General features: G+C 63.1%; 25 protein-coding genes. 11 read left to right on the top strand and 14 right to left on the bottom strand.

Annotated elements, in window-relative coordinates:
• Positions 1–5: 5 nt before the first annotated feature.
• A complete protein-coding gene (locus IEV38_RS11250; protein WP_371869877.1) occupies positions 6–530 on the bottom strand; it encodes a sigma-70 family RNA polymerase sigma factor in 525 nt (174 codons plus the stop codon).
• A gap of 206 nt (positions 531–736) precedes the next feature.
• Here IEV38_RS11250 and IEV38_RS11245 point away from each other — a divergent pair, with 206 nt between their 5' ends.
• Positions 737–1,159 carry a YbaN family protein gene (locus IEV38_RS11245; RefSeq protein ID WP_188396308.1) on the top strand — a complete coding sequence of 141 codons (423 nt, stop codon included), beginning with the start codon at positions 737–739 and terminating at the stop codon, positions 1,157–1,159.
• Between the two features lie 253 nt (positions 1,160–1,412).
• Here IEV38_RS11245 and IEV38_RS11240 read toward each other — a convergent pair whose 3' ends face one another.
• The 6 genes from IEV38_RS11240 to IEV38_RS11215 all read right to left on the bottom strand — a co-directional run bounded on the left by IEV38_RS11240 (position 1,413) and on the right by IEV38_RS11215 (position 7,905).
• The gene (locus IEV38_RS11240; RefSeq protein ID WP_188396307.1) at positions 1,413–1,949 is read right to left on the bottom strand and encodes an EF-hand domain-containing protein; all 537 of its coding nucleotides are present in this window, start codon (positions 1,947–1,949) and stop codon (positions 1,413–1,415) included.
• Positions 1,950–1,964: 15 nt separating this feature from the next.
• Positions 1,965–4,604: a TonB-dependent receptor gene (locus IEV38_RS11235; RefSeq protein WP_229728995.1), complete on the bottom strand. Its 2,640-nt coding sequence runs from the start codon at positions 4,602–4,604 to the stop codon at positions 1,965–1,967.
• 120 nt (positions 4,605–4,724) lie between these two features.
• Complete coding sequence (locus IEV38_RS11230; RefSeq protein WP_188396306.1) at positions 4,725–5,735, bottom strand: FecR domain-containing protein; 1,011 nt, start codon at positions 5,733–5,735, stop codon at positions 4,725–4,727.
• Between the two features lie 7 nt (positions 5,736–5,742).
• Positions 5,743–6,252: a sigma-70 family RNA polymerase sigma factor gene (locus IEV38_RS11225; protein ID WP_371869876.1), complete on the bottom strand. Its 510-nt coding sequence runs from the start codon at positions 6,250–6,252 to the stop codon at positions 5,743–5,745.
• Between the two features lie 193 nt (positions 6,253–6,445).
• The gene (locus IEV38_RS11220) at positions 6,446–6,712 is read right to left on the bottom strand and encodes a hypothetical protein (RefSeq protein ID WP_188396304.1); all 267 of its coding nucleotides are present in this window, start codon (positions 6,710–6,712) and stop codon (positions 6,446–6,448) included.
• A 155-nt stretch (positions 6,713–6,867) separates the two neighbouring features.
• Positions 6,868–7,905: an isocitrate/isopropylmalate dehydrogenase family protein gene (locus IEV38_RS11215; RefSeq protein ID WP_188396303.1), complete on the bottom strand. Its 1,038-nt coding sequence runs from the start codon at positions 7,903–7,905 to the stop codon at positions 6,868–6,870.
• A gap of 217 nt (positions 7,906–8,122) precedes the next feature.
• Between IEV38_RS11215 and IEV38_RS11210 the strand changes: the two genes are divergently transcribed.
• A complete protein-coding gene (locus IEV38_RS11210; RefSeq protein WP_188396302.1) occupies positions 8,123–8,506 on the top strand; it encodes an OsmC family protein in 384 nt (127 codons plus the stop codon).
• 2 nt (positions 8,507–8,508) lie between these two features.
• Entirely contained in the window at positions 8,509–9,423 is a 915-nt protein-coding gene (locus IEV38_RS11205; protein ID WP_188396301.1) for a pirin family protein, read from the top strand.
• 91 nt (positions 9,424–9,514) lie between these two features.
• On the opposite strand, the gene IEV38_RS11200 is transcribed toward IEV38_RS11205, so the two are convergent.
• Complete coding sequence (locus IEV38_RS11200; protein ID WP_229728994.1) at positions 9,515–10,132, bottom strand: TetR/AcrR family transcriptional regulator; 618 nt, start codon at positions 10,130–10,132, stop codon at positions 9,515–9,517.
• 224 nt (positions 10,133–10,356) lie between these two features.
• On the opposite strand from IEV38_RS11200, the gene IEV38_RS11195 reads away from it, so the two are divergent.
• Positions 10,357–10,866, top strand: a complete 510-nt coding sequence (locus tag IEV38_RS11195) for an HPP family protein (protein WP_188396300.1) — start codon at positions 10,357–10,359, stop codon at positions 10,864–10,866.
• Positions 10,867–11,381: 515 nt separating this feature from the next.
• Positions 11,382–12,659, top strand: a complete 1,278-nt coding sequence (oxlT, locus tag IEV38_RS11190; RefSeq protein WP_188396299.1) for an oxalate/formate MFS antiporter — start codon at positions 11,382–11,384, stop codon at positions 12,657–12,659.
• Between the two features lie 158 nt (positions 12,660–12,817).
• On the opposite strand, the gene IEV38_RS11185 is transcribed toward oxlT, so the two are convergent.
• Positions 12,818–13,528 (bottom strand): alpha/beta fold hydrolase, encoded by a 711-nt coding sequence (locus IEV38_RS11185; RefSeq protein WP_188396298.1) that lies wholly within the window; start codon positions 13,526–13,528, stop codon positions 12,818–12,820.
• Between the two features lie 181 nt (positions 13,529–13,709).
• Here IEV38_RS11185 and IEV38_RS11180 point away from each other — a divergent pair, with 181 nt between their 5' ends.
• Positions 13,710–14,789, top strand: coding sequence for an AI-2E family transporter (locus IEV38_RS11180; RefSeq protein ID WP_188396297.1), 1,080 nt, complete (start codon positions 13,710–13,712; stop codon positions 14,787–14,789).
• Between the two features lie 81 nt (positions 14,790–14,870).
• The gene (locus IEV38_RS11175) at positions 14,871–15,086 is read left to right on the top strand and encodes a hypothetical protein (RefSeq protein ID WP_188396296.1); all 216 of its coding nucleotides are present in this window, start codon (positions 14,871–14,873) and stop codon (positions 15,084–15,086) included.
• A gap of 66 nt (positions 15,087–15,152) precedes the next feature.
• On the opposite strand, the gene IEV38_RS11170 is transcribed toward IEV38_RS11175, so the two are convergent.
• The 3 genes from IEV38_RS11170 to IEV38_RS11160 are packed head-to-tail and all read right to left on the bottom strand — an operon-like array spanning position 15,153 to position 16,238.
• Positions 15,153–15,470 carry a PQ-loop repeat-containing protein gene (locus IEV38_RS11170; protein WP_188396295.1) on the bottom strand — a complete coding sequence of 106 codons (318 nt, stop codon included), beginning with the start codon at positions 15,468–15,470 and terminating at the stop codon, positions 15,153–15,155.
• A gap of 22 nt (positions 15,471–15,492) precedes the next feature.
• Positions 15,493–15,693: a hypothetical protein gene (locus tag IEV38_RS11165; protein ID WP_188396294.1), complete on the bottom strand. Its 201-nt coding sequence runs from the start codon at positions 15,691–15,693 to the stop codon at positions 15,493–15,495.
• Between the two features lie 50 nt (positions 15,694–15,743).
• Positions 15,744–16,238, bottom strand: coding sequence for a hemerythrin domain-containing protein (locus IEV38_RS11160; protein WP_188396293.1), 495 nt, complete (start codon positions 16,236–16,238; stop codon positions 15,744–15,746).
• Positions 16,239–16,428: 190 nt separating this feature from the next.
• Here IEV38_RS11160 and trhO point away from each other — a divergent pair, with 190 nt between their 5' ends.
• Genes trhO through IEV38_RS11145 form a run of 3 tightly spaced genes read left to right on the top strand, consistent with a single transcriptional unit; the run spans position 16,429 to position 20,234 of the window.
• Positions 16,429–17,280, top strand: a complete 852-nt coding sequence (trhO, locus tag IEV38_RS11155; protein ID WP_229728993.1) for an oxygen-dependent tRNA uridine(34) hydroxylase TrhO — start codon at positions 16,429–16,431, stop codon at positions 17,278–17,280.
• 36 nt (positions 17,281–17,316) lie between these two features.
• Positions 17,317–18,213, top strand: coding sequence for a pseudouridine synthase (locus tag IEV38_RS11150; RefSeq protein ID WP_229728992.1), 897 nt, complete (start codon positions 17,317–17,319; stop codon positions 18,211–18,213).
• A complete protein-coding gene (locus IEV38_RS11145; RefSeq protein ID WP_188396290.1) occupies positions 18,210–20,234 on the top strand; it encodes a sensor histidine kinase in 2,025 nt (674 codons plus the stop codon). The genes IEV38_RS11150 and IEV38_RS11145 overlap by 4 nt, the downstream gene beginning before the upstream one ends.
• Positions 20,235–20,291: 57 nt before the next feature.
• Here IEV38_RS11145 and mdoH read toward each other — a convergent pair whose 3' ends face one another.
• Together mdoH and IEV38_RS11135 are read right to left on the bottom strand one after the other, a co-directional pair.
• Positions 20,292–22,814 (bottom strand): glucans biosynthesis glucosyltransferase MdoH, encoded by a 2,523-nt coding sequence (gene mdoH, locus IEV38_RS11140; RefSeq protein ID WP_188396289.1) that lies wholly within the window; start codon positions 22,812–22,814, stop codon positions 20,292–20,294.
• The gene (locus IEV38_RS11135; protein WP_188396288.1) at positions 22,814–24,346 is read right to left on the bottom strand and encodes a glucan biosynthesis protein G; all 1,533 of its coding nucleotides are present in this window, start codon (positions 24,344–24,346) and stop codon (positions 22,814–22,816) included. The genes mdoH and IEV38_RS11135 overlap by 1 nt, the downstream gene beginning before the upstream one ends.
• A 615-nt stretch (positions 24,347–24,961) precedes the next feature.
• Here IEV38_RS11135 and IEV38_RS11130 point away from each other — a divergent pair.
• Positions 24,962–25,732, top strand: a complete 771-nt coding sequence (locus IEV38_RS11130) for a histidine phosphatase family protein (protein ID WP_188396287.1) — start codon at positions 24,962–24,964, stop codon at positions 25,730–25,732.
• The last annotated feature ends 1 nt before the right edge of the window (position 25,733 follow it).

The following is a 25,733-nucleotide window of genomic DNA, read 5'->3' as shown; positions in this document are numbered from 1 at the left end:
CCGAATCAGGGCGCCAGCAGCACGCACTCGGCCATGGCCTGCGCCATGTAACGCTTGACCGAACGTTCGCCGATGCCGAGTTCCCTGGCGATCGCCGCGTAGGTCAGGCCTTCGATCTGCGACAGCACGAATACGGCACGCACCTTGTCCGCCAGGTTGGCAAGCATGGCGTCGATCTCCTGCAGCGCCTCGAACAGCAGCACCTGTTCCTCGGGCGAGGGCACCAGGTTTTCCGGCAGAACGGCCAGCGCATCAAGATAGCTTTGCTCGAGCGACTGACGGCGCAGGTGGTTGATCAGCACGCGGCGCGCCACCGTTGCCAGATAGGCGCGCGGTTCGCGCAGCGGACTGTGCTCGCCCTGCGCGGCCGACGCCGGCGCCACCAGCAGGCGTACAAAGGTATCCTGCGCCAGATCCGAGGCTTCCGCGCTGTTGTGCAGGCGGCGGTTCAGCCAGCCGCACAGCCACGCGTGATGCTCGACATACAGCGATTCGACAGGAGGGGAAGAAACCGGTGGGACTGACACGATGCTCCGGGGCTGACAGGATATCGGCCACTGGACCAATATACGAATGAGAATCATTCTTGATTCTAAGTGAGCCTTCGCCGCTTTGTCGAGAAACCGGCCCGCCGGAAGATGCGTACTTACAACAACCTTGCCGACCGGTATGATCGGGAGCAGCCGCGCGGCTTTGCTTCCACGTGCCGCCGTTTGCCCCGTCCGTCACATTGCCCATGACCCAGAACGCTCCGGCTCCGACCTCCCCCGCCCGCTCGCCCGTCGCGCGTGCGCTGTTCGCGCTCGCGGGCTGCGTCTCGCTGCTGCTGGGCATCGTGGGAATCTTCGTGCCCGGCCTGCCGACCACGCCCTTCGTACTGCTGGCGGCTGCCTGCTTCGCCAAGGCTTCGCCACGCCTGCACCGCTGGCTGCTCAATCATCGCGTGCTCGGTCCTTTCGTGCGCGACTGGGAGACGCACCGCAGTCTGACCCTACGCACCAAATGCATCGCGATAGGCTCGATGGCGATCATGATCAGCCTGTCTGCCTGGAGCTTCGCGGGACGGCCCTGGATACAACTTTCGCTACTGCTGTTGGGCGGGATTGGCGCGTGGTGCGTACTAAGGATTCCGACGCGGGTGCGTGAAAGCGTCGAATGAAATCTTGCGGGCAATCCAGATGACGCTTGTGTCATCTCCCGTCATTCCCGCGCAGGCGGGAATCCAATTGGCATATCCAGCATCACGTTCGATATTTAACCCTGGCATGCGCAATCGTGGCATTTGCTGGATTCCCGCCTGCGCGGGAATGATGGAGAAAATTTAGCCGAACAGCATTGTGATTGCTCTATGCATAAGAAAACGGCCGGTACGACGAACGTCGTACCGGCCGTTTTGCATTTGAAGCAGACGATCAGTTGCCGTCGCCCGACTGTTCACGCTGGCGCGGCGGGTCGTTGCGGTCAACAACGCCATCGCCGTTCGTGTCCGCACCCTTGAAGGTACGATCGGCGATTGCTTTATCTTCCTCGCGCGTGAATTTTCCGTCACGCGCACGGTTGACGATGCCGAAGCGCACGTGTGCCTGCTTGATGGCTTGCTCGTAGGCCTTGTCGGGTTCGCGGCCCTGGTCGAAGTATTGGCGCTTGAGACGGCCCTCGAACTCGGCCACGTATTCGGCCTCGCTCAGCACGCCATCACCGTTGGTGTCGGCGGCACGGAAGCGCTGTTCGCGGATCGTGTCGTACTCGGCGCGCGTGACGACGCCGTCGCGATTGGCGTCGTAGCTGCCGAGGAAGGCATCGAGACCATGGCCACCGGCCGGGCGCGCCGGCTGATTCTTGGCCTCTGCCACAGGCGTCGCGGGCTGACTTGCGCCGCCGGCGCAGGCCGTCAACATGGCAGCCGCGGCGAGTGCGGCGAGAGAGTAGGCAGGGTTAAACGTTTTCACAGGTGAGTCCTCCTTTTAAAAGTCGATGTTGAGATTGACGGCGACGGTGCGTCCCGGTGCCGTCGAAAGATCGATCTGGCGGCGGTCCTGGGCAGAGCTCGGTTGCAGGCTGCGCGTGCTGCCGTAGGCCCAGTATTTCTTGTCGGCGATATTGTAGATACCGGCCGAGATGCGCGCGTTCTTGCTGACGCGCCAGTAGCCGAACAGGTCGAAGCGCGCGTAGCCGGGCACGTCGAACAACTCAACCGTGGAATCGGCAAGGGTGTCGCCGGGATTGTTGCCGAACGACTGGCGGTTGGTCGAGACCGCCTGCTTGCCACGCACGAAGGTACCGATCAGGTTCATGCCCCACAGCTTTTCCGGTGCATCATAGCCCACGCCGATGATGGCCTTGGCCGGTTGCACCGTGTCGAGATCCACATCCTTGTCGCCCGCGTAGCTGGACTTGGAAGTGCCCTTGCTGTAGCCAACGGCCCAGGTGCTGTACAGGCCGCGCAGCTCGGGCGACCAGGTGCCATGCTCGAGCCGCACGCTGAGTTCGGAACCATAAATCTTTGCCGAATCACGGTTGTCGGCCTGGTACAGAACCGTCAGGTTGGTCGGGATGTTGGTGAACTTCTCCGGATTGGCGGCGCGCGTGTAGCGCGTGTAGGAAATGAAATCCTTGTAGCGCGTATAGAAGGCCGAGGCGTTGAGGATGACGCCGGCAGTCGGCGAACCTTTCAGGCCGAGCTCGAAGGCATCGCTGGTTTCCTTCTTCAAGTCACGGTCGCCCAGCAGCGCGTAGGTCCCGCCGCCGCTGTTCCAGTAGCCAAAGAGCTCGCTGTTGCTCGGCGCGCGGCCGCTGCGCTTCCATTGCGCATAGGCGCGCAACGCCGGCTGAATGTCGTAGAGCACGGCCAGACTGGGGCTGACGATGGTGGTCGACGGCGTGTTGCCGTACATCGCATTCAACTCGTCCTCGGTGATGAGGTTACCCTCGAAGGAACCGGCATTGCGGATGCTGGGCGACACGCGATCCACTCGCAGTCCCGGCGCCACTGCCAGCCGATGACCGCCCACATCGAACTCGATGGTGTCTTCCACGAAAATGCCGGTGCGGTCGGTCTTCGTATCCGGGAACGGCTGCTTGGAGCCGAAGGCTTCGGTGGACGTAAACGGATGCTCGTTGCGCGCCGTCGAATGATTGACGCCGAACTTCAGCAACTGATTGCCGATGCGCTTCTCGCCCACGCTGGAGAAACCGATCTGGCGCGTGGTGTTCTGCGAGGTTTCGCGCACCAGTGCACCGCTGGTCAGCGTGGTGTCGGTGACGTCGTCCATGTCGGTCTTCTGATAATAGACACGCGTGTTGAGCTGGTCGATCCAGCCGTCCGCTCCCGGCGTCCAGGTATGGGCGAAGGAAATCGTGTCGCGCTTGGTGTCGGCCTGCTGACGCGAGATGCCGGACACGGCGGTGGCGGTCGTGTTCCAGGTCTCGAATTCGGAATTGCTCTGCTTGCGGTACAGATCGGCCGTCAGTTCCAGGCGATGATCGGCGCCTATGCGCTGCACGCCCTTCAACAGCAGCGCGTCGGTGTGCCAGTCGTCGGGGAAGCTTTGCACCGTGTCGCTGTTGTTCCGCGTCTGCTCGCCGTCGCGCCGCGAATAGCTGATCAGGCCGCCGAAGTCACCCGACTGCAGGGCAGCGGTCACGCCCTTGGTCCAGGTTTCGCTCGCTTCCGCGTAGCCGAGCTTGGCACCGGCGTAAAACGGCTTGTCGGCGCTGACGTAATCCTCGGGCGACTTGGTGCGGAAGCTGACCGCACCACCGATGCCGCCGGCCGTGCGCTGCGAGTTGGTGGTGCCGGACTGGATGTCAACCGCGCCGTACATGTCGGGATCGATAAAGTCACGGCCCATGCCGAAGGTGCCGTCCTGCGCGCGGTTGGTCAGCGGCGCGCGGCTGATGGCGTCCGGCATTTCGATGCCGTCAACGTCGAGGCCGATGCGGTTGCCCTCGACGCCGCGGATGTTGTAGCCGGTGGTACCGCTGCGGTCATAGCGGCTCGCGCCGCGCGTGGCGCCCTGTACCGTGCCCGGCGCCTCGACCAATGGCTGGTAGCGGATCACGTCGGCCATGCTGGTGGCACCGGTGCGCTCGACGTCTTCCTGGGTCAGGATGGTACGGGTACCGGCCTCGCGCAAGGCGTCGGCAGTGACCAGCACTTCGGGCAGCGTATGCGATCCCTGTCCGCCCTGCTCCGTTGCCGTTGCGCGCAGCACGTAGCCGCCGTTGTCCAGACGCTGCGCCTGCAGACCGGTACCTTCGAGCAAGGTGGAAAACCCTTGCTGCACGCTGAACTGGCCGCGCAGACCGGCCGTGGTCTTGCCCGCGGTCTGGCCGGCAGTGAAGCTCAGCGGAATGCCGCTGGCGGTGGCAAAGCTGCGCAGTGCCGGTGCCAGCGGTCCCGCCGGCACATTGAATTCCTGACTTGCCACCTGTGTTTGCGGCGCTGCCTGCTGCGCCCATGCCGCCGGCGCGGTCAGCCCGACCGCCATGCTGCAGACGACCAGCGACACGGCGCAGGCCAACGGCCGGCGTGTGAAGGTACCGACTTCCCGCAGGGGCGCGATCTCTCCCGATAGCCGCGCCTTCCGATTTTTCTTGCTCATGACCATTTCCTCAAGTGATTGAATGAAGACCTCACTTGATAGGTGCCGCGAGAAATCGAATCGGGCAGAAAAAATTTCAAAAAGACGAAAAAAATTTTGGAGACAGGCAGCGGCGAGGCGCTAGGCCGCGTCAACCGTGATCCAGAAACGCGTGCGTGCATGCAGGCGCACCGGCAGCACGCGCGGCAGCATGGCGAGGATGCGTTCGGTATCGTCGAGCGGGAACACGCCGGAGAAGCGCAGGTCGGCTACCGCCGGCGCGCAGCGCAATACGCCGCGCCGGTAACGCGCCAGTTCCTGCAGGAAATCCGCCAGGCGCACTTCGTCGGCCACCAGCCGGCCCGAGAGCCAGGCCACCGCATCCTCCGGAATACCGACCGGCACGGCGACGCGATCCGGCGAGAACCAGGTGCGTTCGCCGGCCTGTACCACACGCGACGCGCGCGGCACGCGGGCCGGCACGATCTCCACCGCGCTTTGCTGCACCATGAGTTCGGTGCGGCCGACGTGTTGGCGTACCAGGAAATCCGTGCCGAGCGCGCGCAGACTGCCTTCGGCGGTCTGCACCAAGAAAGGCCGGTCGGCGTAGGCCGGATCGTGGCCGGTCACGATGCGGACTTCGCCTTCCAGCAACCGCAACAGGCGCTGCCGCGCATCGAAGCTGACATTGATCGCGCTGCCGGTGTTGAGCAGCACACGCGTGCCATCGGCCAGCGTCCATTCGCGCCGCTCGCCGATGCCGGTACGCAGATCGGCAAGCTGCCGGTCGAGCGACGGCGCCGACATGCCAGCGACACCGGCCACGCCCGCCAGACCCGCGCCGATCATCACCGCCAGGTACTTGCGTCTTCCCGCGCGCGGTGCATCCAGGGCAGAGAGAGAACGGCTGGCAGCCGCACCGTGCAGCCCACCGAAGCGCGCACGTACCGCCTCGATGTGCTGCCAGGCCAGTTCGTTGTCCGGATGTTCGGCGCGCCAGCGCTGCCAGTCGGCACGCTGCTGCTCACTGGCCTCGCCCGACATGAAGAGAGTCAGCCACTGCGCGGCCTGGTCGGCGCTGGCTTCGCGGATGACGCGCCCGCCGGCACACGGCGCACCGGCCGGCAGCCCGGCAGCGACGGAAGCGCTCATGCCGGCCTCAGGCAGCCAGCGCGAAGAAGCACTGGCGATTGGCGCGCGTCAGGTACTGCTTGACCGAACTGGCGGACACCTTGAGCCGCTCGGCGATCTGCGCATAGCTCAAGCCTTCGAGCTGGGCCAGCAGGAATGCCTGCTTGACCGCGCGCGGAAGACCGTCGAGTGCACGGTCGATTTCCTGCAGCGCCTCGATTGCCATCAGGCGCATCTCCGCCGATGGCATCAGCGCTTCCGGCAATGCCCTCAGGGCATCGAGGTAGGCCGTTTCCAGCAGATGTCGGCGGTGACGATGCGCCAGCAGACGACGCGCGATGGTGACGAGAAACGGCCGTGGTTCGCGAATCTCGGCGGCATTGCCGGCGGCGATGACATTGACGAAGGTGTCCTGCGCAAGATCGGAAGCCTCGCAGCTGTCGTTCAGGCGGCGGTTGAGCCAGCCTCGCAACCAGGCATGATGATCGACGTATAGCGTCTCGACAGTGGGAGGAGTAAGTTGATTGACAGACACGATGCCTCGCAATGGCACAAAATCAAAGCTCGCTGAGCAGATGCTACATCTAAATGAGAATTATTCATAATAATGTGGGCATGCGTGTTTGTCGATATTGACCGCAATGCCAGTCGGGGCATTCAGGATTCCTGGCCGAAAAAAATCCCCGCGGCCGAACAACGGCGACGGGGACAAGCGGGGAAACAAGGAAGAATTAGTTCTGCGGCAATTTCACCTTGTAATCGACGGCGTACGGCAGCTTGCCAGGCTTGGTTGCAGTCAGCGGCTGCGACAACGCCGTGAATTCCGCACTACCGAAGCTCGTCAAGCCGCCCAGTTGCGTCGCCGTGAAACCGTTGCTGACGACGTCGGACGGTTGCAGCGTCACCATCGCATTGGAGGCATCCTCCACAGCCTTCAGATAAGAAGCCAAAGCCGTCGCGTAGTCTGCACCAGGAGCACCGAGGTTATAGTCCTTCACGTCAACCTTGGACCGCAGCCAATCGCCCCAGTAGAACTCGGTGAACTCGGTCGCGCCGCTCGGCGGGCTGTAGCCGATGTCGCGCCTGTCAAAAACATTCGCGGTTTAATGCGACAGACGCTGCGGAAATCCCGTACTGCGCTGCCGCCGATGTCTTATCCGCGCAGTCGCTCGGTCAGCAGATCGCCGAAGGCCGAAGTAGAAACGCTGCCGCCGAGATCGTGGGTGCGGCCGCTGTCGGTCGCCAGCACGGCGTCGATCGCCGCGCGCAGGCGTTGCGCCTCATTAAACAAGCCGCTGTGATCGAGCATCAGCGCGCCGGCCAGCAGCAGCGCCGACGGATTGGCCTTGCCCTGGCCGGCGATATCGGGCGCGGAACCGTGGACCGCCTCGAAGATGGCAGCCTTGTCTCCGATGTTGGCGCCCGGCGCCATGCCGAGCCCGCCGACTAGGCCGGCGATCTGGTCGGACAGAATGTCGCCGAACAGATTGGTCGAGACGATCACGTCGAACTGCCACGGATTGAGCACGAGCTGCATGGCGCAGGCATCGACGATGCGTTCGTCAACCTCGACGCGGCCTTCATAGCCGCTCGCAACCTGCCGCGCCGTCTCCAGAAACAGGCCGGTCAGCGCCTTGAGCACATTGGCCTTGTGCACGATGGTGACCTTGCGGCGCCGGTTACGCACCGCGTAGTCGAAGGCGAACTGCGCGATGCGGCGGCTGCCGGCGCGCGTGTTGATGCCGGTCGCCATCGCCACCGCATGCGGATCGTCGTCGATCGGCACGTAATGCTCGTGGCCGACGTACAGGCCTTCGAGGTTCTCGCGCACCAGCACGAGATCGATGTTCTCGTAACGGCCGCCCGGAATGATGGTGCGCGCCGGCCGCACGTTGGCGTAGAGCTGGAACGCCTCGCGCAGGCGCACGTTGACCGAGCGGAAGCCGCCGCCGACCGGCGTCGTCAGCGGTCCCTTGAGCGCGAGGCCGGTGCGGCGGATGCTGTCGAGCGTGGCTTCCGGCAACAGGTCGCCGCCCTGTTCCAGCGCGTTGAGGCCGGCCTGCCGCCGCTCCCATTCGTACGGACTGCCGAGCGCATCGAAGACGCGTTCGACGACATCGACGATCTCGGGGCCGATGCCGTCGCCGGGGATCAGGGTGGCGGGAATCTTGTTGCGGGAAGCGGTGGTCATGGCAATTCCTGGAAAGAGGAAGACAGCGATACGGACCGGCGCGAGCCGGCACAGACGAAAAACACGGCGGCAACACATGCATGATGACAGGCAAATCTTTCCGCTTGCTGACATGAAATCCGTACGCACCGTGTGCGGTATAGTATGCGCCAGCATGCGATGCGCCGCCGCGCGCGGTCCGCATCAACCATTTATCAATGCAACGTGGAGAACCTAGATGGACATCAATGTAACAAGAGGCGAAGGCAAGCTGCAGCACGTGGTCGAGGCCGGTCCGCACAAACTGATCGCGGATGCGCCGTCGCAATACGGCGGAGACGATGCCGGCTTCACGCCGCACGACCTGCTGGCCGCCTCGCTCGGCGCCTGCACCGCGCTGACCCTGAACATGTACGCCAAGCGCAAGGAAATCGACCTGCAGAAAGTCGATGTGAAAGTCGAGCACGCGGACAAGGACGGCGCCTACGTCTTCCATCGCAAGCTGACCTTCCACGGCAACCTGACCGATGAGCAGAAGACCAGCCTGCTCGGTATCGCCGACAAGTGCCCGATCCACAAGATCCTGTCGGGCGAAATCAAGATCGTCACCGAGGCGGTCTGATCATGCACGCGGACGGCGCACTGGAAACCGTCGTCGTCCCGCGCACGCGCGACCTCGGCGACAACTTCGAGGTGCGCCGTGCACTGCCGACCACGCAAAAACGCATGGTCGGCCCCTTTGTCTTCCTCGACCAAATGGGCCCGCACGGCTTCGATGCCGGGCATGGCCTCGACGTACGCCCGCATCCGCATATCGGGCTGGCGACCGTTACCTATCTATTTGATGGCGAGATCGAACACCACGACAGCGTCGGCTCGGTGCAGACCATCCAGCCGGGCGCGGTCAACTGGATGACGGCCGGCAGCGGCATCGTCCACTCCGAACGCACGAACATCGAGACGCGCAAGCGGCCGTCGTCGCTGTTCGGCCTGCAATGCTGGGTCGCGCTGCCCAAGGCACACGAAGAAATCGATCCGGACTTCAAACACATTTCGGCCGACGCGTTGCCCGTCATCGAAGGCGACGGCGCCTCGGCCATCATCGTCGCCGGCAGTTTCTTCGGCACGCGCTCGCCGGCGCCGACGCTGTCCGACCTGTTCTATGCCGACGTCGTGCTGCAGCCGGGCGCACGGCTCGACGTGCCGGCCGAGTATCCGGAACAGGCGATGTACATCGTCGAAGGCAGGCTCGATCTCGGCCGCGACGGCATGTTCGACGCGGGACAGTTGCTGGTGCTGAAGGCGGACACCGCCATCACGCTGCGCGGCGCCGGTCCCGGCGTGACGCGATTGATGCTGCTGGGCGGCGAACCGATGGACGCCACGCGCTACGTGGCATGGAATTTCGTCTCCAGTTCGCTGGAGCGCATCGAACAGGCCAAGGACGACTGGCGGCAGCAACGCTTCGCCAGGGTGCCCGGCGAAACCGAATGGATTCCGCTGCCCGACCTGCCGGGCAAACCCGTCGGCTATCCCTAGGACTTTTCCTCATCAGCCCGGGTCGCGCATCGCCGGCCGGTTTATTCCATCGCGCCGGAAATTTTCTCGCCGCCCGCCTGCATGCCGCCGTTCAACTCCGGCCCAGCAGAGATTTGGCGGCTTCCCACGCCTCGGCTGCGGCGTTCGGATTGCCGATCACGTGGGCGGCATCGATCGCACCATCCAGCAGCATGTTGATCTGCCGCGCCAGCTTGCGCGCACGCGCGCCGTACTCGTCCTTCAGCACGCCTTCGATGTAATCGACGATCAGTTGCTTGTGACGCGCCGCGACCTGGTGGATCGGGCTGTCGCGTTCGTGGAATTCGGCAGCCGCGTTGATGAACATGCAGCCGTTGAAGTCGTCGCGCCGGAACCATTCCTCGTGCCAGGTGAACAGTGCCTGGATCTTCGCCGCCGTACTCTTCTTGCGCTCGGCCGCCGCCATCAGCGAGTTGCGGAAGTAATCGTCGCGCCGGACCAGCACTTCCAGGATCAGGTCTGTCTTCGACGGGAAGTACTTATAGAGGGTCATCTTGGCCACCCCCGCCTCGGCCAGGATGCGGTCGATGCCGATCGCCGTATAGCCGCCCTTGGCGAACAATTCCATCGCCTTGCCGACCAGCGCCTCCTTCTTGTCTGCTGCCATTGCCTCGTTCTCCATCCAGATTGCACGGCCGCCGCGCACCGGCAGCCGCAGGAATTGTCCCACGGACCAGCAAGAAACATGCGCTGCATATGCACGCGGCAGCCGGATTGCGCAAAAGCCACAGCCGCAGAAAGCGCTTGCATGCCGCTTCCTGAATCAATAATATACAGACAGATCTGTATATTATTGATTTCAATTATACAGATGCATGCCACTGGCGAGGACTGCAACCGGAGCATCCGCCACGGCGATTCGTTCACCACACATCATTTTCCAGGAGCACTGTCATGACCCACTACTTCTCCAAGATGCGCGGCGGTGCCGCATTGCCGCCGCAACCCGCCCTGCGCCTGGTCGCCATCGCCTGGCTCGGCGGCTTCCTCGCAATTGCCGCCGTCGGCCTGCTGACCGATGCCAGCAACATGCCGCTGGTGCTCGGCTCCTTCGGCGCGACCTGCGTGATGGTGTTCGGCTTCCCGGACCTGCCGTTCTCGCAGCCGCGCAACGTGATCGGCGGCCACTTCCTGTCGACGCTGACCGGCCTCGCCTTCCTGAGCGTGTTCGGTCCTCACTGGTGGAGCATGGCGCTGGCGCTGGCCACCGCGATCGCGCTGATGCTGGTCACGCGCACCGTGCATCCGCCGGCCGGCTCCAACCCGGTGATCGTGATGCTGGCGGTTCCCGGCTGGCAATTCCTGCTGACGCCGACGCTGCTGGGAGCAGTCATCGTGGTCGCCGTCGCGGTGCTCTACAACAACCTGATCAAGGAACGCAGCTATCCGAAGTACTGGCTCTGAAGCCCGCCTTTCTTCCCATCGACGACGGCCTCTGCGCATCCGTTCCATGCGCGGGGGCCGTCGTCATTGCAGCCGCGTTTCCGGCGCGATTCACGTCGAAAACCCGTCCGCAAATGACGCACCTGCATCGCAGTTTTCGACACATTTAAAAACCTTTAACCCAAACGTAACGCAACCAAACCGTAACGTTCATGCGGCTTACGTACTATCCACAAATAATTTACGGGCTATCCACAATGGCCATTTTTCAAGCACGCGAGATTACGTGATATCCACAAGCTGAATATCTCATATTCTTGCTTTGACGTATTGCGATCGCCCTTTTCTTCTTCGATAGTGGCGTCGTTGAAAAAGATAAACACGGATCGTCGCGGCAATACCCGGCAAGTTACAAGCTTCGAGGGTGATCGCGGCGGTTGCAAATGATCGACACGAATCAGGCTGTTTATTGCAACGGCGCACTGCACGGTTCCGGCGGTGCATTTTGATACTTGAGAGTTTTGAGAGAGGCAAAAATGAATCAAGCAGCTAATACGCCAGCTCGCTCCGACGGTTTCCGTTGGGGTCAGCTGATCTTCGGCATCATCGCCATGGCGATGATTGCCAACCTGCAGTACGGTTGGACGCTGTTCGTCGATCCGATCGCTGCAAAGCATGGCTGGAGCCGTGCCGCCATTCAGGTCGCATTCACGATCTTCGTGCTGACCGAAACCTGGCTGGTTCCGATCGAAGGCTGGTTCGTCGATAAATTCGGTCCGCGTCCCGTGGTTCTGGTCGGCGGCATCCTGTGCGGTCTGGGCTGGTTCATCAACTCGTTCGCCGACACGCTGGCCGTGCTGTACTTCGCAGCCGTCATCAGCGGTATCGGTGCAGGCGCCGTCTATGGCACCTGCGTTGGTAACGCCCTGAAATGGTTCCCTGACCGTCGCGGTCTGGCAGCAGGTCTGACCGCTGCCGGCTTCGGTGCCGGTTCGGCCATCACGATTCTGCCGATCTCGGCCATGATCGCCAACCGCGGCTACGAAGACGCCTTCCTGTACTTCGGTATCGGCCAGGGTATCGTCGTCGTGATCATCGCGCTGCTGCTGGTTCGTCCGCCTGAGCACAAGAAGGCCGAACAGGTCGCCAACGTGCAACAGACCCGTCGCGAATACAAGCCGAGCGAAGTGCTGAAACAGCCTGTGTTCTGGATCATGTACGCGATGTTCGTCATGGTGGCAGCCGGCGGCCTGATGGCAACCGCGCAACTGGGCTCGATCGCTCGCGACTTCAAGGTGTTCGACGTCGAAGTCAGCATGCTCGGCCTGACCCTGCCTGCCCTGACCTTCGCACTGGCAATCGACCGCGTGCTGAACGGCCTGACCCGTCCGTTCTTCGGCTGGGTGTCCGATCAGATCGGCCGCGAACCGACCATGTTCATCGCCTTCGCGATCGAAGCAGTGGGTATCCTGGCGCTGTTCCACTACGGCCACAACCCGTACGCTTTCGTGATCCTGACCGGTATCGTGTTCTTCGCATGGGGTGAGATCTACTCGCTGTTCCCATCGACCTGCGCAGATACGTTCGGCTCCAAGTACGCATCGGCCAACGCCGGTCTGCTGTACACCGCAAAAGGTACCGCTTCGCTGCTGGTTCCGCTGTCGGCTGTGCTGGCAACCGCCACCGGTGGCTGGTACTCGGTGTTCGTGCTGGCTTCGATCCTGAACGCCGTTGCCGCGCTGATGGCATGGTTCGTTCTGAAACCGATGCGTGCACGTCACATGAGCAAACCTGCGGAAGTCGAAACGAACTGATCGTTTCCTTCGGCACACCATTCAAGACCGGCCTCGCGCCGGTCTTTTTTTATCGCCGGCCGTCTCAAGATAAAAAGCGTCCCCTTGGGGGACCGGTCAAGTCCGTGGGACTTGACCGAGAGGTCTTTATTTGGCGGCCGGAAATTCTGCGGCTGTCTTTAGCGTTTCTGCAGCCAGCCGTGCAGCGCCGCGGTGACGACATCGGGCTGTTCGAGCGGCGACAGGTGGCCGCAATGCTCGACGATCGTCAGTCCCGAATGCGGGATCAGCGCCACCATTTCCTCATGCACTTCCAGCGGCGTCAGCTTGTCCTCGCGCCCGCACAGCACCAGCGTCGGACACGCGATCTGCGGCAGCGTCGGCCGGCTGTCGATGCGCGCCATGATGGCCTGCTGCTGGCGGATGAAACCGTCCTTGCCGATCACCGTCGCCATGTCGTCCAGCCGTTCGGCCAGCGCGACGTCGCCCAGGTGCGCCGGATGCAGGAGTTTTTCACGCAGGCCGCGCGGCACGGCCGGGAAATCGGTGCGTGCCAGTTCGATCAGGCGCAGCCGGTTTTCCTTCGTCTCTTCCGTGTCGGGCCGCGCGCTGGTGTCGAGCAGCGCCAGCGCCATCACGCGCTGCGGCGCCTGCCGCATCACCTCGAGCGCCACGTAACCGCCCATCGACAGCCCGGCCAGCGCGAACAGGCCGGCCGGCGCCTGTTCCAGCACGCTGGCCGCCAACCCGGCAATCGTGTCGCTGCCGGTCAGATCGGCCACCGAGACATTGGCGACTTCCGCCAGGCCTTCGGCCTGCGCCTGCCAAAGGCGGGCATCGTTGAGCAGGCCGGGCAGGAGGATCAGATTGGGCTTCATCAGATAGGACATGGCGGTCTCTGGTGGGACGAACGGCGGGAATCCTGCATTCTGCGTGTGACAGGCCGCTGCGCAATGCGTTCAAACAACCGCAGCGACAGCGCGGGTATGTGCGGCAAACCGCTCTTTCCGCGGCCAACTTCGGGTAGGATTGAAGCACCCTGAATGCCGGCCTGTCGCAAGGCCTTTTTCCATGAACTATCCCGAAATCCGGCAAAAGACCTTCCTGATCCTGCTGATCGCCTTCACCATCGCGTTCATCGTGATCCTGCTGCCGTTCTACGGCGCCGTTTTCTGGGCCGTGGTGTTGGCCGTGATCTTCGCCCCCTTCTATCGCCGCCTGCTGGCGAAGATGAACAAGCGCCCCAACCTGGCCGCCACCGCCACCCTGCTGATCTGCGTGCTGCTGGTGGTGCTGCCGCTGGTGCTGATCTCGCTGTCGCTGGTACGCGAGGCGTCGGCCATCTACAACAACCTGCGCTCGGGGCAGATCGACATCGTCGGCTTCGTCAACCGCCTGTTCGCGGCACTGCCGGATTCGGTGGTCAACGTGCTCGATCGTTTCGGCGTGGGCAACCTGTCGGCGCTGCAGGCCAAGCTGGCGAACGCCGCCGTGCAGGGCAGCGAGTTCCTGACGCGCCAGGCCATCAACATCGGCCAGAACACCTTCAACTTCATGGTCAGCTTCGCGATCATGATGTACATCCTGTTCTTCCTGCTGCGCGACGGCGACCGCCTGGTGGTGCAGGTCAAGCAGGCCACGCCGCTCAACCACGACCACAAGCGCGCGCTGTTCAACAACCTGACCACGGCGATCCGCGCCACCGTCAAGGGCAACATCATCGTCGCCTCGGTGCAGGGTGCGCTCGGCGGCATCGCGTTCTGGTTCCTCGGCGTGCAGGGCGCGCTGCTGTGGGCGGTGCTGATGGCCTTCCTGTCGCTGCTGCCGGCGGTGGGTGCGGCGCTGATCTGGCTGCCGGTGGCGATCTATTTCATCCTGACCGGCTCGATCTGGGAGGGCGTGGGCCTGATCGCCTACGGCGTCATCGTGATCGGTCTGGTGGACAACATCCTGCGCCCGATGCTGGTTGGCAAGGATACGCAGCTGCCCGACTACATCGTGCTGATTTCCACCGTTGGCGGCATGGCGCTGCTGGGGCTGAACGGCTTCGTGATCGGGCCGGTGATTGCGGCCATGTGCATCACGCTGTGGGAAATGTTCTCGGCCGGCAACCAGAAGCACGAGGCCGACAAGCTGCATCGTCCCGAATAACGACCGCACCTCCGGGCTTGCCCACCTGTGCTGCCGATTATGGTAAACAGGGCTTTTTACCTGTCTTCATTGGGAGAAAGCATGGAAAAGCAACTTCAGGACGCCATCACGCAACTCAAGCATCTGTCCATGGAGCTGATGAAAGCGCACGCGACGCGCGACCCGATGGCCGCGCACGCCCTGCTCGGCAAGGCCATCCACCAGAGCAGGATGGAAGGCGTCGATCCGCAGCTGCTGGCAGAGGTCTATCAGCAGGTGTTCCCGGGACAGGCGATTCCGATGCCGCGTTCCGAATAAGCGTCGGCCTGCGCGACATTCGCCCCCTAACAGCCCGTCCGACTCCTGCGGCCGGGCTTTTTTGCATCAGGACCTGACAGGCAGGCCAGCGCCCGCCCGTTCCCCGCCCTTCTTCCGCTGTCGTCCTTCGCGCCGCCGGTTGTGCAGGTACAGGCACTGTCCCAGGATGGCCGCGCACAGCAGCAGACTGTTGGTCAGCACGAACACCAGATTGTCGACCAGGTAGCTGTAAATGACGAAGCCGGTAGACGCGCTGATCTGCCCGATGAACAGCCAGGACGACACGCCGGCGCTGCTGCGGCTCTTCCATTGTTTCCAGACTTGCGTCGATATTGTCAGCAACAACAGGCATGCGCTGATCCAGCCGATGATCTCGGTTCCCATTCGCTCTCCCGTAAAGTTGCGGCTACAGCACGCCCTTGCGCCGCCGGTCCGGCACCGACGCATGATGATGGCGTTGCCGCTCCTGTTCGGATGTCAGTGTGTCGGGCGGAGCGGGCAGGGTTTCGCCGCCGATTCGATTGTCGATGCCGGAATTGCCGTCGGCATGTCCCTGCTCGCCGCTTTCGTCGGGGCGGTCGTTGATACCGCCGTTGCGCTTGCTCATGGCTGCTCCCGCCGGCGCGACCAGCCGCGTCGCGCCGGCCTGCGTGACGGTCAGGCGGCGACGCCTTCGGTCAGCTCTTCCTTGCGCTCCATGAGCTGGACGCAGACGGCGTCCAGATCGAGCTTGGACTTGCGCACCTTGGGAAACATCTCTTCCTCTTCCTCGGTGACGTGGTGATTGACGTATTCGCTGAGCACCTTCACGGTGGCGTCGTACATCGGATCGTCGCCATCCATTGCCTCGATCTGCGCGATCAGGTCCTTGGCGCTCGCATGCTCGACCTCGGCCTCGTTGAACATGTCCTCGTCCTTGACCGCGGCGCGCGCGGCCGGATAGAAGATTTCTTCCTCGATCATGGCGTGGACGGTCAGTTCCTCGCAGATCTGGCGCGCCACTTCCACCTTGCCGTCGGTGTCGTCGGCCTTGGCGAGCTTTTCGAATTCCTTGAAGAGCTTTTTCACTTTCTTGTGGTCATCCATCAGCAGGGCAATGGCGTCTTGCCTGGCTGGCGATGATGCTGCTGGCTTGGTCTTTCTTGCGGTCATGATTGCCTCCTGAATGACATTGGTTGAAAAGGCAGCAACTGCCTTCGAAAGCAATGTAAGCCGGCTGCCGCCGCGCGCGTATCGGAAATCTGCATCATCTGTCGTAGGAATCGCACGCATGTGCATTCAGCGCCCGTGTCATTGCTGCGCATCAATGCCGGCAGCCCGGCAAATCTGCGACAATTCCGCCATGACGCATCCGACTTCTTCCACCCTGCCTGCAACGGCACCGTCCATGATCCATACGGCCTTCTACAAGTTCGTCCGCCTCGACGATGCCGACGCGGTGACAACGCGCCTGCGCGAACTGACGCAATCGCTGTTCGGCAGCATCCTGGTGGCGGAAGAAGGCATCAACGGCGTACTGGCCGGCAATCCGGCGGCGGTCGCCGCGTTCGAACAGGCGTTGCGCGAGGATGCGCTGTTCGCGGGACGCTTCGCCGACGTGCACTTCAAGCACAGCGCCTGCGACACGCCGCCGTTCGCGCGCATGAAGGTGCACCGCAAGTCGGAGATCGTGTTCCTCGGGGTGGACGATGTGGATGCCGTTGCGAAGAAGGGCATCGACGTGCCGCCAGCCGAGTGGCGCGAACTGATCGCGCAGGACGACGTGGTGGTGATCGACAACCGCAACAGCTTCGAATACCGGCTCGGCAAGTTCCATAACGCGATCGATCCGGGCGTCGATAATTTCCGCGACTTTCCCAGGTTCATCGAAGACAACGTTCCGCTCTGGAAGAGGGAAGGCAAGCGCGTGGCCATGTATTGCACGGGCGGCATCCGCTGCGAGAAGACCAGCGCCTGGATGCACGACCTGGGCGTGCCCGTCTATCAGCTCGAGGGCGGCATCCTCAACTATTTCGAGAAGATGCCGGATGCCGAGCGCGACTGGGAAGGCGAGTGCTTCGTCTTCGACAACCGCATCGCGCTCGACACCCACCTGCAGGAAACGCCGACCACGCCGGAAGACGTCTATGGCGGCGAACCCGCATGGGAATGGCGGCTGCAGCGTGCGCGCCGGCTCGAAGAAGACAGTGAGTAAGAACAAGGCATGAGCCGGCGGCAGGCAAGGCAGGCAATGCGGCCGCCGGATCGCGACGGCGTGGGCGCAAGCCGCGTGGTACTGCCGCCCGGCCCGTGGCGGTGCGTCGTCGATTTCATCAGCGAACGCTTCCCGGCCGTATCGGCCGCCGACTGGCGCATGCGCATGCAACAGGGCGACATCATCGACCGCGACGGACAGGCGGTCGCCCCCGATGCGCCGTACTGCGCCGGCACCGTCCTGTTCTATTACCGCCATCTTCCGGCCGAACCGCGCATTCCTTTCGAGGAATCCGTGCTGTATCAGGACGACTATCTGGTCGTCGCCGACAAACCGCACTTCCTGCCGGTCACGCCGTCCGGCCGCTACGTGCAGGAAACGCTGCTGGTGCGCCTCAAGCGCAGGCTCGGCATTCCGACCCTGACGCCGATGCACCGCATCGACCGCGAGACGGCGGGGCTGGTACTGTTCACGATCCGGCCGCCCACGCGCAATCTGTATCAGGGCCTGTTTCGCGACCGCAGTGTCGAGAAAATCTATGAGGCGATCGCACCGCTGCGTGCCGATCTCGCGCTGCCGACCGTCTATCGCAGCCGGCTGATCGAAAGTCCGGCTTTCATGCAGATGCAGGAAAGCGAAGGCGCGCCGAACAGCGAAACCATGATCGAACTGCTGGAAGCGCAGGACGCGCTCGGCCGCTATCGACTGTCGCCGGTCACCGGCCGCAAGCATCAGCTGCGCGCGCACATGGCGGCGCTCGGCATGCCGATCGTGGGCGACCGCATCTATCCGCGTCTGCTTCCGGAAGAAGGCGAACAACAGGATTTCCGCCATCCGCTGCAATTGCTCGCCAAATCCATCCGCTTCACCGACCCGATCTCGGGTCGTGTACTGGAATTCGAAAGCCGGCAAAGACTCTCGTGGCCGACATGAATATCGCGCCCATGCCGAACCGATTGACCTCTTCTTCCTTCCTTGCCATGCGCTTCCTGTTCCGCCGGATTCTGATTCTGTGCCTGTTGCTGCCGGCCATCGGCAGTGCCGCGCAACCGCTGCAACCTGACGGCGAGCGGCTGGATATCGGCAACCACATGGAGATCCTGCTCAACGCGGATGAGAACCTGACGCTCGAACAGGCCATGCAGGCAAGCGGCTGGCAACCGGACGGTGCCGATATTCTGCGGCAGACGCGGCGCGGAAGCGTCCTGTGGCTGAGATTCAGCATCGCGCCGCTGGCCTCCGGCAAGCAGGAGCGCTGGCTGGAAATACAGCGCCCGTCGGCGGCCGAGCAGCTTGCCTTCTATACCCCGGAAACGCTGCAGGTCTATTTGCCGCAGAGCGGTCCGTCGCCCCTGCCCATCGAGCACTATCGCAATGCCATCATCAAGCTCACGCTGTCGCCGGAGACTCCGCTGACGCTCTATCTGCGCGTTGACAACCGGCAGACCACCATCAAGCGCATCGTGCTGTGGGAAGCCGACGCCTTCGTCCAGGGCAGCATCACCGAAGAATGGCTGTGGGGGCTGCGCACCGGCATCAGCCTGCTGCTGGGACTGGTCAGCATCTGGTTCTACCGCGCCACGCGCGACGGCTTCTACCTGACCTTTTCGGCCTATCTGTTCTGCGCCGTGGTCGCCAATCTGGCCGCGGCCAGCCTGATCAGGAACATGCTCGGCGACGAGCATCTGGAAACGATCAACCAGATACGCTTCATCAGTACCGCGCTGCTGATCGCGACATGCATGCATTTCGTCCTGCGCTTCCTGGGTCTGACGATACGCTATCCCAGATTGACGCGGGCATTGCTGGTGCCCGTCTATGTAGTCGCCGCCTTTTCGATCGTCATTTCGCTGTGCGGATACTTCGCGCTCGCCATCACCATCATCGCGCACAGCTTCATGATCGCCGCGCCCATCTGCCTGCTGATCATCCTGGCGCACGCGGTGCGCGGCCACAACGAGATCCGGCTGCCCTTGCTGATATTGATCACCTACGGCGGGCTGGCGATCGTGATCCAGTTCCTCGCCAGCCAGGGCTATGTGCGCATCGCCCTGTTCGATTATTCGACGACCATCATGTCCACCATCTTGTGCCTGATGATCTTCCATTCGATCACCAAGCGGCATCAACGTCTGCGCGAAGCCAACGAAGCGGCGCAGCACAGAATTCTGCAGATGATGCGCGAGTCGGAGCGCGAACTCGAGCGCCAGGTCATGAACCGGACACAGGAAGTGATGATGGCGATGGAAGAAGTGGAAAAGGCGCTGTCGCAGGAACGGGCGGCGCAGGAAGAACAGAAACAGTTCATCGCCATGGTCTCGCATGAACTGCGCACACCATTGGCCATCATCGATGCCGCCGCACAGAACGTCGCGCGCGAGGAAAGCCATCTCTCGCCGAAGTCGATGCAGCGCATGGACAAGATCCGGCGCTCGACCGAACGCCTGTCTTCCCTGTTCGGCCAGTACCTGAACGGCGAGCGCCTGAAGATGTTCTCGCAGCCGGTCCGGCACGACAACGTCACCCTGCTGCCGATGCTGGAAGACACCGTCAACATGATGCGCTCGCTGACCGGCAGGCACAGCTTCCGCATCGACACCGAACAGGCGAGGATGCAGGTGCGCGCCGATGCCGACATCCTGCGGCTGGTGCTCGGCACGCTGGTCAACAATGCCATCAAGTACACGCCGGCCGGTACCACCATCGTGCTGCGCGCGGCATCGGTGGCAGAAGGCTGGCATATCGACATCGCGGACAACGGCCCCGGCATTCCGTCCGAAGAACGCGACGCCATCTTCAATCGCTACTATCGCGGCCGCGCCGCCGGCAACCAGGCCGGCACCGGGCTTGGACTCGCACTGGCGCGGCATCTGATCGAACGCCACGGCGGCACGCTGATCCTGCTGGAAACGACGGAACCCGGCGCCACCTTCCGCATCTTCCTGCCGGCCTGATCGCGCGCATGAAAAAAGCCGGCACAAGCCGGCTTTTTCATCGAAGGTCCGCCTGCCTCAGGCAACCTGTCGCAGGCGCAGTTGCGCCTGCACCACTTCCTCTTCCGGCAGCAGATCGCGCAGCCATTGCGGATGCGCTTCCGCCGAGGTCCACACGGCCAGATGCAGTTGCGACAGAAATGCCGGATCGGTCAGCAGCTTGTTCTTCTGCGCATCGGGCAGACCGGCAGGCCCCTTCACGAGCGCGGTGCGCACCATCTCCTCGCGCAGTTTCAGCGCACGCGCCGAACGGCGCGGGTGACGAATGCCGGTGGCGCAGACCAGGCCGTTGAACTGCGGTTCGACCACGGCCTGGATGAAGTCCGGCTGCAGCGGCGTCTCCCGCACGTGGCGCACGGTTTCCTGCAGTTCGACCGGCGGCACGTCCTCTTCCGGAATCAGGAACAGCTTGGCGCGGCGGAAGCGCAGACCGTTGGAGACCTTGCTCGAATAGATCGAGACCGGAATCGCCACCACCAGCGAACCGACGATGGGCAGCAGCCACGGCAGGAAGGCCGGATTGAGCCAGAAGATCGCGCCGCCCCAGGCCAGACCGAGCAGCGTCTGGTAACCGTGGTAGCGGATCGCCTCGCCCGGCGTGGTTTCGGAATCCTCGCGCGACGGCGACTTCCAGCGCAGCGCCCAGCCCATGAAGGCGGCGATCACGAAGTGGGTGTGGAACAGCATGCGCACCGGCGCCAGCAGCATCGAGAACAGCATTTCGATGAACATGCTGACGAACAGGCGGAAGCGGCCGCCGAAGTGCTTGGCGCCCTGGAAGCAGATCAGGATCACGCTCAGCAGCTTGGGCAGGAACAGCAGCACGATGGTGGCGCTGAACAGGGCCATCGCCTTTTCCGGATGCCATTGCGGCCATTTGGGAAACAGCTGCCACGGCTCAGTGAAGTAGGCGGGCTCGACCAGCGTGTGCTGCGCCAGCAGCGCCGTCGACAGGATCAGGAACAGGAACCACAGCGGCGCCGACAGGTAGGCCAGCACGCCGGTGACGAACACTGCGCGATGCACCGAATGCATGCCGCGCGCCATGAACAGGCGGAAGTTCATCAGGTTGCCCTGGCACCAGCGGCGGTCGCGCTTCAATTCGTCGAGCAGGTTGGGCGGCATTTCCTCGTAGCTGCCGTCGAGATCGTAGGCGATCCAGACCTTCCAGCCGGCACGGCGCATCAGCGCGGCCTCGATGAAGTCGTGCGACAGGATCTCGCCCGAGAAGGTGCCCTTGCCCGGCAGCAGCGCCAGCCCGCAATGGCGGATGAACGGCACCATGCGGATGATCGCGTTGTGGCCCCAGTAATGCGATTCGCCGAGTTGCCAGTAATGCAGGCCGGCAGTGAACAGCGGACCGTAGACGCGCGTCGAGAACTGCTGGATGCGCGCATAGAGCGTATCGCGACCGGCCGCGCGCGGCGCGGTCTGGATGATGCCGGCATCGGGATTGGCTTCCATCGCCTGCACCATCTTGGTCAGGCAGTCGCCGCTCATCACACTGTCGGCGTCGAGCACCACCATGTAGCGGTACTGGCTGCCCCAGCGGCGGCAGAAATCGTCGATGTTGCCGCTCTTGCGACGCACGCGGCGCTGGCGGCGGCGATAGAAGATATGTCCGAAACCGTCGACCGCGTTGCACAGCCTGTTCCAGGCCGCGACTTCGGCGGCAGCGGTGTCGCTGCCGTTGGTGTCGCTCAACACATAGAAGTCGAAACGGTCGAGCTGGCCGGTCCTGGCGACCGACTCGTAAGTGGCACGCAGGCCGGCGAACACGCGCGTGACATCCTCGTTGCAAATCGGCATGACGATCGCGGTACGCGCCGCCGGATCGATGGCGCCGCCGGTGGTCACGTCGCGCGTGATAAGGAACGGGTCCTTGCCGCGCGCCAGCAGCAGGAAGCCGGTCATCGCGGTCCAGAAGCCGGCCGACACCCAGCAGAACAGCAATGCGAACAAACCAAGGATCGCCATCTCGAGCGGTTCGCTGCCCTGGTAAGGCAGCACGCGGCTCATGAAATAGGTCGCCATCGCGGTCTGCCCCAGCATCAGGAACAGCAGCACCAGCCGGCGCGCGCCGCCGCCGGTCTTGCCGGGCGGCGGCAGATCGCCGTCTTCCGAGGCTTCAGTTTCCTCGGCCTGCGCCTGCTTGCGGCTGAACATCGATTGCCACCAGCGCACCAGCGGGTTCAGCGAGCCCCACGGATGCGGCACCATCGAGGCGCGGTGGATCGGCGGCGCCACGCACAGCGAGGCAGCACCGGCGGCATCGGCCACCAGCCTGCCGTGTTCGTCGCACCAGCCGGCATCCTGCTCGACCGCCAGCTGCGCACGTGCGATCGCCGAGGCGTGTGCGGGATTGTCGCCGGCATGGCCGCCGGCCAGGATGCGATGCAGTGCCGCCATCGCGGCCTGCTCGTCGGCCGCTGCCGGCAGTTCGTTCGCAAGGAGGGTATCGATCTGGCGGCGCGTGGCAGCGGGCAGTGCCAGGCGATCGAGATAGCGCTTACACAGAGCGGGAATGGATGCGCTCTTCATCAATCCGCCGGCAGAATGTAGCTCCACGTTTCGGACAACGTGGCGTTTTCATCTTGCAGGAAGCCGCGCAGTTCGACCGGCTTGGTGTCATCCACGCGTCGTACACGCACCGTGCCGCGCCAGCCGCCGGTCTTCGGATTCGGATAGGCATGCGACTCGACGATCTGGCCGTTGGCATCGGCCGACACGCGCAGGCCGACCTTGGCATCGGCCTTCATCTTCTTCAGCGCGGGTCCGTCGAAATCGACGAACAGACCGATCGTGTTGTCCGGCTTGCGGATGTAGCCATGGCCGCGGCGCGTCTGCGTCACCCATGCCAGCGGCGGACGCTGCTGCGCTTCCTTGCCCCAGCTCAGCTTGTAGTCGAAATTGATCGGCTGGCCCGGCTTGGGCAGTTGATCCGGAATCCAGAAGGCGACGATGTTGTCGTTGAACTCGTCGGGCGTCGGAATCTGGATCAGCTCGACGCGGCCCGCGCCCCACTTGCCGACCGGCTCGACCCAGGCGCTCGGACGTGTCTCGTAGCGCGCCTCGAGGTCTTCGTAGCTGCTGAATTTTTCATCGCGCTGCATCAGGCCGAAACCGGTCGGATTGCTGAGCGAATAGGACGTGACCAGCAGGCGCTTGGGATTGACCAGCGGGCGCCAGATCCATTCGCCGGTACCGGACGCGATCGACAGGCCGTCGGAATCATGCACCTCGGGACGATAGTCCTCGACCGCCGCGCGCTGGTTCTCGCCGAAGAAATACATGCTGGTCAGCGGCGCGATGCCGAGCTTGGTCACGTTCTCGCGCAGATAGAGCTGCGACTTGACCTCGGTCACGGTCGGATCGCCCGGCTTGATGACGTAGCGGTAGGCGCCGGTCACACGCTTGGAATCGAGCAGCGCATAGATCGTGATCTGCTTGCTGCGCGCAGTCGGACGCTCGATCCAGAATTCGGTGAAGCGCGGGAATTCCTCGCCCGAGTTGAGCGCGGTATCGACCGCCAGGCCGCGTGCCGACAGCCCGTAGGTCTGGTCCTTGCCGACGCCGCGCAGATAGCTGGCGCCGAGGAACACCATGACCTCGTCCTTGTACTTCGCCGTGTTGATCGGGTAATGCACGCGGAAGCCGGCAAAGCCCATGCTGCGCATCTCGGAGGTATTGATCTTGTTGTTGCCGTAATCGAAGTTGCGCGGGTCGAACGGGATCGGGCGTGCGCGGTTGGCGACGATCTCGTTGATCTTCACCTGATGCGCGTACTGGCGCCCCTGATGGAAGAAGCTCAGTTCGAACGGCAGGTTCTGCGCGCGCCAGTGCGATTTCTCGAGCTTGTAGCGGATGTCGCGGTATTCGTCGTAGTCGAGGTTGGCCAGTCCCTTCGGCAGCTTGACCTGCGGTTCCTTGTAGGCCGTCTTCGACAATTGCTGCGCGCGCTTGGCGACGTCGTTGAAATCGAATGCGAGGGAAGGAATGCAGGGAAGAAGAGTCAGCGCAAAAACCAGGGCGCGAGGATGAAGCCGTACCAATTTAAAAACATTCACGAACATGATTTCCAATCAAAGGCATTGCCAGCCGCCTGTCGAATGCGACAGAAGCCGGTTGCCATTTCGAAGGCCGTTGCCAGCGGAATGCATGGAGACGTGCGGCATGCGCAGTGCATCTCCATCGGTCGCGCCGTTCTGCAAACGGCTCGGTTATTAATTGCCAAGCAAGATTACCGGATTTTACATGGAGTCCCGCGCCCGTTGCCTCGAACACACCGGCAGGGGCGGAGAAAAGCGGGTATCAGGCCGGCCTTGGGGCAATTGCCGGGGAAACTGCCCCTGCCTGAGAGGAAATGGATTGAAAACCGGCAAAAAGGTTCCTCATGAGAAGAAAAAGCCGGCGACTGCAGCCGATGCCGATTCACGGCCCGCGTACCTCTGCTTTCCATCCACTCCCGGCTGCCGGCTGCTGCGTGCGATGCGCGCGATATGGCCGCGTCAATCCTCTGTCATGAAGAGGGTTTTTTCTTTTGCTACCATGGTCCGCGACTGCTGCTGCACTGTGGTCCGCGCATGCAAATGCGTGATTTCGTACAGAGACGATTCGCGCGGGCCGGGGATACTGGCCTTCTATTGACCTGAATCGCGCTCGCGGTTCAAGCAAAGGATAGTTGGCACATGACGAACCAGAAGTGGCCCGAACAGATCTGGCTGGTGCGGCACGGACAGAGCTCCGGCAACGTGGCGCGCGAAGTGGCCGAAACCGGCGGCTTTGCGATCATCGACATCGCCGAGCGCGACATCGACGTGCCGCTGTCCGAACTTGGCGAACAGCAGGCCCGCGCGCTCGGCCACTGGTTCGGCAATCTCGCGCCCGAACACAAGCCGACGGTGGTGCTGTCGTCGCCCTACCTGCGCGCGCGGCACACGGCGCAGCTGATCCTCGAAGGCATCGGCGACAACGATCCGCCACACACCTTCATCAACGACGAGCGTCTGCGCGAAAAGGAGTTCGGCATCCTCGATCGCCTGACGCAACTCGGCATCGCGCGCCATCATCCCGAACTCTACGAACAGCGCCAGCACGTCGGCAAGTTCTACTTCCGTCCGCCCGGCGGCGAAAGCTGGTGCGACGTGATCCTGCGCCTGCGCAATGCGCTCGACACCATCACGCGCGAATATCCGGGCGAGCGCGTGCTGATCGTCTGCCACCAGGTGATCGTGCACTGCTTCCGCTACCTGCTCGAACACATGGACGAGAGCAAGATCCTCGGCATCGACCGCGCCAGCGACGTGCCCAACTGCTCTGTCACCTCGTACCGCTACAACCCCAACATCGGCAAGTTCGGCCAGCTCGAACTGCGCATGACCAACTTCGTCGCACCGCTGCTCGAAGCCGGTGCCGCCATCACCGACGCGCCCGACAAGACCGGCGCCCCCAAACCCTGAT

The organism is Oxalicibacterium flavum (assembly GCF_014635065.1).
In the GTDB taxonomy this organism is placed as follows: domain Bacteria; phylum Pseudomonadota; class Gammaproteobacteria; order Burkholderiales; family Burkholderiaceae_D; genus Oxalicibacterium; species Oxalicibacterium flavum.
This window is presented reverse-complemented; position numbering and strand designations above follow the sequence as displayed.